General features: G+C 69.1%; 8 protein-coding genes. 6 read left to right on the top strand and 2 right to left on the bottom strand.

Annotated features, from left to right (window positions below):
* The 6 genes from E4099_RS23645 to pknB form a co-directional block, all read left to right on the top strand.
* Positions 1 to 328: FHA domain-containing protein (locus E4099_RS23645; protein WP_135341135.1), on the top strand; the 328-nt coding region annotated here is incomplete at its 5' end.
* A gap of 10 nt (positions 329 to 338) precedes the next feature.
* On the top strand, positions 339 to 863 hold the full coding sequence (locus tag E4099_RS23650; protein WP_135341136.1) for an FHA domain-containing protein FhaB/FipA: 525 nt from the start codon (positions 339 to 341) through the stop codon (positions 861 to 863).
* A 75-nt stretch (positions 864 to 938) separates the two neighbouring features.
* Entirely contained in the window at positions 939 to 2,564 is a 1,626-nt protein-coding gene (locus E4099_RS23655; RefSeq protein WP_135341137.1) for a Stp1/IreP family PP2C-type Ser/Thr phosphatase, read from the top strand.
* A gap of 23 nt (positions 2,565 to 2,587) precedes the next feature.
* A complete protein-coding gene (locus tag E4099_RS23660; RefSeq protein WP_135341138.1) occupies positions 2,588 to 4,006 on the top strand; it encodes an FtsW/RodA/SpoVE family cell cycle protein in 1,419 nt (472 codons plus the stop codon).
* Positions 4,003 to 5,472 (top strand): peptidoglycan D,D-transpeptidase FtsI family protein, encoded by a 1,470-nt coding sequence (locus tag E4099_RS23665; RefSeq protein WP_135341139.1) that lies wholly within the window; start codon positions 4,003 to 4,005, stop codon positions 5,470 to 5,472. The genes E4099_RS23660 and E4099_RS23665 overlap by 4 nt, the downstream gene beginning before the upstream one ends.
* A gap of 173 nt (positions 5,473 to 5,645) precedes the next feature.
* Positions 5,646 to 7,655 (top strand): Stk1 family PASTA domain-containing Ser/Thr kinase, encoded by a 2,010-nt coding sequence (pknB, locus tag E4099_RS23670; RefSeq protein WP_135341140.1) that lies wholly within the window; start codon positions 5,646 to 5,648, stop codon positions 7,653 to 7,655.
* 259 nt (positions 7,656 to 7,914) lie between these two features.
* Here pknB and E4099_RS23675 read toward each other — a convergent pair whose 3' ends face one another.
* Both E4099_RS23675 and E4099_RS23680 read right to left on the bottom strand, forming a co-directional pair.
* Positions 7,915 to 8,658, bottom strand: a complete 744-nt coding sequence (locus E4099_RS23675; RefSeq protein ID WP_135341141.1) for a class E sortase — start codon at positions 8,656 to 8,658, stop codon at positions 7,915 to 7,917.
* A 22-nt stretch (positions 8,659 to 8,680) separates the two neighbouring features.
* Positions 8,681 to 9,440 (bottom strand): class E sortase (locus tag E4099_RS23680; protein WP_135341142.1); only part of this gene is annotated, 760 nt, incomplete at its 5' end.

Below are 9,440 nucleotides of genomic sequence, written 5' to 3' on the forward strand. Positions count from 1 at the left end.
GGACCTGGCCGTACCCGCCCGACCCGGTGGCTCGGGCGGGTACGGCCAGGTCCGGCGCTGGATCGAGATCAACGGCACCCGCCACCAGATCTCCCGGCCCACCCTGGTGCTGGGGCGCAGCACCGACGCGGACGTCCGCATCGACGATCCCGGTGTCTCGCGCCGGCACTGCGAGATCCGGGTCGGCACACCCTCGACGATCCAGGATCTCGGGTCGACCAACGGCATCGTGGTAGACGGACAGCACACCACGCGCGCTACGCTCCGCGACGGCTCGCGCGTCGTCGTGGGCAGTACCACCATCGTTTACCGGCAAGCCGAAGGGTGAAGCGGGGGCAATGTCAGAGCTGACCCTCACGGTCATGCGGTTGGGTTTCCTCGCCGTACTGTGGCTGTTCGTCATCGTGGCCGTACAGGTCATTCGCAGTGATCTGTTCGGGACCCGGGTGACCCAGCGCGGTACGGCCCGCCGGGCCGCCCCGGACCGGTCGCACCAGCGGCAGGCCGCACCGCCGCAGCAGCGCCAGCAACAGCGGCAGCAGCAGTCCGGCGGTCGGGGACGCCGCGGCGCACCCACCAAGCTGGTCGTCACCGAGGGCTCGCTGACCGGCACCACCGTCGCCCTCCAGGGCCAGACCATCACCTTGGGCCGGGCCCATGACTCCACGATCGTGCTGGACGACGACTACGCCTCCAGTCGGCATGCCAGGATCTACCCGGACCGCGACGGCCAGTGGATCGTCGAGGACCTCGGGTCCACCAACGGCACGTATCTCGACCGGACCCGACTCACCGCACCGACACCGATTCCGCTGGGCGCGCCGATCCGCATCGGCAAGACCGTCATCGAGCTGCGGAAGTAGTACGACCATGACGACCGGAGGGTGGGCAGCGTGTCAGCAAAGGGGCTGTTCCCGGAGCCGACGGGTGAGGTGCGCATGAGTCTGACGCTGCGTTTCGCCGCCGGGTCGCACAAGGGCATGATCCGCGAGGGCAACGAGGACTCCGGTTACGCCGGACCCCGGCTGCTCGCCATCGCCGACGGCATGGGCGGTCAGGCGGCCGGCGAGGTCGCCAGCTCCGAGGTGATCTCCACCCTGGTCCAGCTGGACGACGACGTCCCCGGCTCCGACATCCTCACCTCGCTGGGCAGCGCCGTGCAGCGCGCCAACGACCAGCTGCGCCTGATGGTCGAGGAGGACCCCCAGCTGGAGGGGATGGGCACCACACTCACCGCCCTGCTGTGGACCGGCCAGCGGCTCGGCCTGGTGCACGTCGGCGACTCCCGCGCCTATCTGCTGCGGGACGGCGCCCTCACCCAGATCACCCAGGACCACACCTGGGTGCAGCGGCTGGTCGACGAGGGCCGGATCACCGAGGAAGAGGCCACCACCCACCCGCAGCGCTCGCTGCTGATGCGCGCACTGGGCAGCGGCGACCATGTCGAGCCCGATCTGTCGATCCGCGAGGTGCGGGCCGGCGACCGGTACCTGATCTGCTCCGACGGCCTGTCCGGGGTGGTCAGCCACCAGACGCTGGAGGACACCCTCGCCAGCTACCAGGGCCCGCAGGAGACCGTGCAGGAGCTGATCCAGCTCGCGCTGCGCGGCGGCGGCCCGGACAACATCACCTGCATCGTCGCCGACGTCCTCGACGTGGACGACAACGACACCCCGGCCGGCCAGCTCACCGACACCCCGGTGATCGTGGGCGCGGTGGCCGAGAACCAGGTGCAGCTCGGTGACGGCGGGGCCGCGCAGACCCCCGCCGCCCGCGCCGCCGAACTGGGCCGCTCGGTGCCCCAGCAGGGCGAGGCACCCGGCGCCTTCGGCCCGCCCGGCAGCGGCGACCCCTCGCTGGGCGGCCTGCCGGAGAACGGCTACGACGCCTACGCCGACGGCGACTTCAGCAAGAAGTCCGGCCGCAGGTGGATCAAGCCCACCCTCTACGTCGGCCTGGGGCTCGCCGTGATCGGCGCCGGCCTGTACGGCGGCTACCGCTGGACCCAGAACCAGTACTACGTGGGCGCCAACGGCGACCATGTCGCGATCTACCAGGGCATCAGCCAGGACCTGGCCTGGATCAGCCTGAGCGAGGTCCATGAGGACCACCGCGAGATCGAACTCAAGTACCTCCCGGGCGACCAGCGCGGCCGGGTCCAGGACACCATCGCGTTCAGCAGCCTCGACCAGGCCCGGCAGAAGACCGAGGACCTGGGCACCCTGGCCAGCGCCTGCCACAAGCTGGACGAGGCCCGAAAGGCCGAGGCGGAGCGCAAGAAGGCCGAGGACGAGCAGAAGGCCCTGGACCGCAAGAAGAAGAGGGACGAGGAAGCCGCCGGCAAGCCCGGTCAGGGAGCCACGCCGAACACCCCGGCCGGCAGCCCGAGCCACACCCCCGCCGGGCTGAACGATCCCACCCGCGACGGCGCCGGCGCGCCGCTGCAGACGCGTACCACGTCGGCCACGCCCACCGCCGCGACCAAGCCGACTCCCAAGCCGGGCCCCACCCTCACGGCGGAGGAGCAGAAGTTGGCCCCGCAGTGCAGCAGCGCCCAGCAGTGAAGCCGTAGGGGGCCGTCAAAGCAATGAGCAGTACCTCGAACACGACCACCATCAGCACGGTGGGGCCGCCGAGCAGGCGCAACACCGAACTGGCGATGCTGGCCTTCGCGGTGATCATCCCGATCTTCGCCTACGCCAACGTGGGCCTGGCGATGAGCGACGAGCTGCCGTCCGGCCTACTCAACTACGGCCTGGGCCTGGGCTTCCTGGCCGCCGTGGGCCACCTCGTGGTGCGCAAGTGGGCCCCGTACGCCGACCCGCTGCTGCTGCCGCTGGCGACCCTGATCAACGGTCTGGGCCTGGTCATCATCTGGCGGCTCGACCAGTCCAGGCGGCTGGCCGCCCGGGCCGAGGCGGCGGGCCAGACGTTCACGGCGGCCGCACCGCGGCAGCTGATGTACTCGGCCCTGGGCATAGCCCTGTTCGTGGCCGTGCTGCTGCTGCTGAAGGACCACCGCAAGCTCCAGCGGTACACCTACATCTCGATGTTCTTCTCGATCGTCCTGCTGCTGCTGCCACTCGTACCGGGCCTGGGCATGAACGTCTTCGGCGCCCGCATCTGGATCAGCGTCGCCGGGTTCTCCATCCAGCCGGCCGAGTTCGCGAAGATCGTCATCGCGGTCTTCTTCGCGGGATATCTGATGGTCAAGCGGGACGCGCTGGCGCTGGCCAGCCGCCGCTTCATGGGCATGTACCTGCCGCGCGGCCGGGACCTCTTCCCCATCCTCACGGTGTGGGCCATCAGCATCCTGATCCTGGTCTTCGAGACCGACCTGGGCACCTCACTGCTGTTCTTCGGCATGTTCGTGGTGATGCTGTACGTGGCCACCGAGCGCACCAGCTGGATCGTCTTCGGTCTGCTGATGTCCGCGGTCGGCGCGGTCACCGTGGGCAGCATCGAACCCCACGTCAAGACGCGTGTCGACGCCTGGCTCGACCCGTTCGCCGCCTTCGACAACGGCACCACCGACCAGATCGCCCAGGCGATGATGGCCTTCGGCTCCGGTGGCACCGTGGGTACCGGCCTCGGCCAGGGCAACTCCGACCTCATCGGCTTCGCCGCCAACTCCGACTTCATCCTGGCCACCGTCGGCGAGGAACTGGGGCTCGCCGGGACCATGGCGATCCTGCTGGTCTACGCACTGATCGTGGAGCGTGGCGCGCGCACCGCGCTGGCCGCCCGCGACCCCTTCGGCAAGATGCTCGCCATCGGCCTGTCCGCGGCCTTCGCCATCCAGGTCTTCGTGGTCGCCGGCGGTGTGATGGGCCTGATCCCGCTGACCGGTATGACCATGCCGTTCATGGCGTACGGCGGCTCCTCGGTGATCGCCAACTGGGCGCTGATCGCGGTGCTGATCCGGATCAGCGACACCGCCCGCCGACCAGCTCCGGCCCCCGCGCCGTCACCCGACGCCGAGATGACCCAGGTGGTCCGACCGTGAACAAGCCGCTGCGCCGCATCGCGATCTTCTGCGGCATCCTGATCCTCGCCCTGCTGTTGCGGGACAACTGGCTGCAGTACGTCAAGGCGGACGAGCTCCAGAAGAACAAGCACAACCGCCGGGTGCTGATCGCCCGCTACGCCCAGCCGCGCGGCAACATCATCGTCGACGGCAAGCCGATCACCGGCTCGGTGGAGACCAAGGGCATCGACTTCAAGTACAAGCGCACCTACAAGGACGGCGAGATGTGGGCGCCGGTCACCGGGTACGCCTCCCAGGTCTACGACGCCACCCAGCTGGAGAAGCTCAACGACTCCATCCTCACCGGCGACGACGACCGGCTGTTCTTCAACCGCACCATCGACATGCTCACCGGCAAGGAGCGCAAGGGCGGTGACGTGATCACCACGCTCAACGCCAAGGCGCAGAAGGCCGCGTTCGAGGGGCTGGGCGACAAGAAGGGCGCGGTCGCCGCGATCGACCCCAGGACCGGCAAGATCCTGGCGCTGGCCAGCACCCCCAGCTACGACCCCTCCACCATCGCCGGCGGCACCGACAAGGACGCGAAGGCCTGGAAGGCGCTGGACAAGAAGAACAACCCGGACGACCCGATGCTCAACCGGGCGCTGCGCCAGACCTACCCGCCGGGCTCCACCTTCAAGGTGGTCACCGCCGCCGCCGCCTTCGAGAACGGCACCTACAAGAGCCCGGACGAGCCGACCAACTCGCCGTTCCCCTGGACGCTGCCGCAGTCCAGGACGCCGCTGAAGAACGAGGGCAACATCTACTGCAAGAACGTCACGCTGCGGGAGGCCCTGCGGATCTCCTGCAACACCGTCTTCGGCAAGCTCGGCGATGACGTCGGCCAGGAGAAGATGCGGGAGCAGGCGGAGAAGTTCGGCTTCAACTCCGAGGTCTTCACCCCGGTCCGCGCGGAGGCCAGCGTCTACGCCAAGGGCATGGACCGGGCGGGCAACGCGCAGTCCTCGATCGGCCAGTTCAACACCCGGGCCACCCCGCTGCAGATGGCCATGGTCGCCTCCGCGATCGCCAATGACGGCAAGCTGATGGAGCCGTACATGGTGGACAAGCTGCGTGCCCCGAACCTCAACGACATCGAGCAGCACTCCCCCAAGGAGATGAGCCAGGCGGTCTCCTCGGAGACCGCGGCCAAGCTGCAGGACATGATGAAGACGGTGGTGGAGAAGGGCACCGGCACCATGGCCCGGATCCCCGGGTACGACGTCGGTGGCAAGACCGGCACCGCCCAGCACGGTGTCAACAACTCGGACTCGCCGTACGCCTGGTTCATCTCCTACGCCAAGAACAAGGAGGGCGAGCCGGCGGTGGCGGTGGCCGTGGTGATCGAGAGCTCGAACACCCTCCGCGACGACGTGGCCGGCGGCAAGCTGGCCGCTCCGATCGCCCGCGATGTGATGAAGGCGGTACTCGACAGCAACAAGTGAGACCGGTCACATGGCGGTACCGATTTCACACAACCCTGTACCGGTCGGGTATCAGGTCTCGGCCGCAGCCCGACCCCGCCCGGTGTGCCCGGTAGCGTAGGCCCGAGCAGCACAACACCGCCGGGCCCCCACACCGGTGCGGTCGGGAATGACGGAAGAGGGCTGGAGTAGCTATGGAAGAGCCGCGTCGCCTCGGCGGCCGGTACGAACTGGGCTCTGTGCTCGGACGTGGTGGCATGGCCGAGGTCTACCTCGCGCACGACACCCGCCTCGGCCGCACGGTCGCTGTGAAGACGCTGCGGGCGGACCTCGCCCGCGACCCGTCCTTCCAAGCCCGGTTCCGCCGAGAGGCCCAGTCCGCGGCCTCGCTCAACCATCCCGCCATCGTCGCGGTCTACGACACCGGCGAGGACTACGTCGACGGGGTGTCGATCCCGTACATCGTGATGGAGTACGTGGACGGCTCCACCCTCCGCGAGCTGCTGCACTCCGGGAGAAAGCTGCTGCCCGAGCGCTCGATGGAGATGACCATCGGCATCCTCCAGGCGCTGGAGTACTCCCACCGCAACGGCATCGTGCACCGGGACATCAAGCCGGCCAACGTGATGCTCAACCGCGCCGGCCAGGTCAAGGTCATGGACTTCGGCATCGCCCGGGCGATGGGCGACTCCGGCATGACCATGACGCAGACCGCGGCGGTCATCGGCACCGCGCAGTACCTCTCGCCCGAGCAGGCCAAGGGCGAGCAGGTGGACGCGCGCTCCGACCTGTACTCCACCGGCTGCCTGCTGTACGAGCTGCTCACCGTCCGTCCGCCGTTCGTCGGCGACTCACCGGTGGCGGTCGCGTACCAGCACGTGCGGGAGGAGCCCAACCCGCCGAGCACCTTCGACCCCGACATCACCCCGGAGATGGACGCCATCGTCCTGCGGGCGCTGGTCAAGGACCCGGACTACCGCTACCAGTCGGCGGACGAGATGCGCGCCGACATCGAGGCGGCGCTGGACGGCCAGCCGGTCGCCGCGACCCAGGCCATGGGCGTCGGCGGCTACGGCGAGGACCAGCCGACGACCATGCTGCGCCCCCAGGACAGCGCGCCGGCGACCTCCATGCTGCCGCCGGTGCGGGAGGACGACAGCGGGTTCGGCTACGACGAGCGGCCGGACCGCCGGCGCGGCGGCGAGCGGAAGAGCAACACCTCCACCATGCTGCTGGTCGCGGCCGGCATCCTGGTGCTGGTCGGCGCGATCTTCATCGGCAAGGCCCTGTTCAGCAACGCCAAGAACGGGGACCGGGTCTCGGTCCCGGTGCTCACCGGCAAGACCCTGGACGAGGCCAAGGAAGCCGCCAAGAACGGCCACTTCACGGTGGAGGTGACCGGCAACGAGTTCTGCAAGCAGCCCAAGAAGCGGGTCTGCCGGCAGACCCCCGAGGGCGGCGACGAGTCGAAGATCGAACGCGACGGCACGGTCGAGCTGATCATGTCCAAGGGCCCCAAGCCCGCCGAGCGGGTCACGGTGCCCAGCGTGGTCGGCAAGACCTATGACGAGGCCGCGGCGGAGCTGAAGGGCAAGGGCTTCCAGGTCAGCCAGGAGACCAAGGAAGACCCCTCGCGACCTGCCGGCACCGTGATCGACCAGAACCCGCCGGGCGACACCACGGCCGGCCGGGGCGCCCTGATCACCCTGACCGTGGCCAAGGCCCCGGAGCAGGTCACCGTGCCCGAGGTGCGGGGCCTGACCCTGGAGGAGGCCACCAGCAAGCTGGACGCCAAGGGGCTGAAGATCTCCTCCACCGAGGAGGAGAAGGCGGACGTCGAGCCGGGCAAGGTCTTCGAGCAGAGCATCGCCCCCGGCCAGGACGTGTCCGCGGGATCCACCATCACCGTGAAGATCGCGAAGGCTCCGGCCACCCCGGAGAACGTGCAGATCCCGCAGCTGTCCACCAGCAAGCTCAAGGACGCCAGGAAGGCGCTGGAGGACCTCGGGCTCACGGTCACCGTCAACGGGCCGAGCGATGACAACGCCTTCGTGATCAACACCGCCCCGGGCGCGGGTGCGCAGGTGCCCAAGGGCTCCGGGGTGACCGTGAACACCGCCCCGATGACCGGCGGCGACCATGGGAAGCCAGGCGGCGCCGACGCCGGCGGCGCCAACTGGTTCGGCGGTACCACCGGCGGATAGCAGGCCACGCGCGACACACCACGCGGCCCCGGAACCTGATCCAGGTTCCGGGGCCGCGTGGTGTCCGGGCGGGGCCCCACCGAGGGGCGTCACCGGGCATGGGCCGGCGGGGGCGTCACCAGTGGGGGATGGTTCGGGCGCCGGCACGGAGCGGGGGCGTCACCGGGTGGGAGGTAGGGCCGAAGCGTCGGGTGGGAGCCTCACCGGCCGGGGTCGGGCTCCAGACGGCCCCGGCGGCGTCCGCCAGAGCCGTGGTGCCTCAGTCCAGCTCGCGGGGCGGCGTACGGTCCTTGTCCACCTGCTCGGTGCGCACCAGCTCGCCCCACACCACATAGCGGTAGCGCGAGGTGTAGACGGGCGTGCAGGTCGTCAGGGTGATGTAGCGGCCCGCGTGCGTCTTGCCCGACCCCTTGGGGACCGGCTTCAGCACACCGGTGTTGAACTTGGAGGTCTCCGTGATCTTGGCGAAGACCTTGTAGACGTACCAGGTGTCGCGGGTCTCGACGACCACCACGTCGCCCTTGTCCAGCTTGTCTATGTTGTGAAACTTGGCGCCGTGGCCGTCCCGGTGCGCGGCCAGCGTGAAGTTGCCCTTCTTGTCCCAGGGCATCGCGGACTTGAGCGGCTCGGTGTAGAAGCCCGCCACCCCGTCGTTCAGCACCTCGGTGGAGGTACCGCGCTTCACCAGCACCTCGCCGTTGTGCATCGCCGGGACGTGCAGGAAGCCGATGCCGTCCTTGGTGTCGAGCTTGCCGGGCCCCTGCGTCCTCCAGATCTCGCGCACGTGGTTGCCCTGCCGCTTCGCCTCCCGGTCGGCGATCACATTGGTCCACCACAGGGAGTAGACGACGAACAGCCCGAGCAGCAGGCCCACCGTGATGAGCAGCTCACCGAAGACGCTTATCGCGGTGGCGACACGGCCGCGCCCGCGGCGCGGGGAGGCGGGAACGGTCGCCGCCGGCGCCTCCCCGTCCTGTCTCTCGTCCTGTTCGGTCCGTGCCAACGCGTGCCACTCCGTTTCTCGTTCAGCCGCCGAGCAGCGCGTCCGGCTTGCCCTTGCTGCGCGGCCGCTCCTCGACCATCTTGCCCCAGACGATCATTCGGTACGTACTGGTGAACTCGGGCGTACAGGTGGTGAGTGTGATGTACCTCCCCGGTCCGGTGAAACCCGAACCGCGCGGCACCGGGTCGATGACCGAGGTGTTGGACGGCGGGGTCTGCGGCAGCAACCGGGTCATCTCGTAGGTGAAGTACGCGGTCTGCGTCTCGACCACGATCTTGTCGCCGGGCTCGAGGTTGTTGATGTAACGGAACGGCTCACCATGGGTGTTGCGGTGTCCGGCCAGCGCGAAGTTGCCCTTCTTGTCCCAGGGCATGGCGGTCTTGAGGGAGCCGTTGGCGTAGTGCCCGACCATCCCCCGGTCCAGCACCTTGTGCTTGCTGACCCCCTGGGCGATCGGCACCTTCACGTCGAGCTTGGGGATGTACATGATGGCGAACCCCTTGCCGGGGGAGAAGGAGCCCGGCATGCGCTGGTCGCTGTGCTCGGCCCACTGCTTCTGGAGCTTCCTCGCCTCCTCCCTGGCGATCCGGTCCGCCCAGATGTTGGACCACCACAGCTGGTAGGTGACGAACAGCAGCATCAGCACGCCCACCGTGATGAAGAGTTCGCCCAGGGCGTCGGCAAGCACAAGGTGCTGGACCGGGGGATGGTCGGGCACTCCGCCAACGGCTCCCTCAAGACCGCCATGCCCGGGGCCAAGAAGGGCACCTCCGCGCTGGCGG

Source organism: Streptomyces palmae (assembly GCF_004684805.1).
GTDB lineage: Bacteria > Actinomycetota > Actinomycetes > Streptomycetales > Streptomycetaceae > Streptomyces > Streptomyces palmae.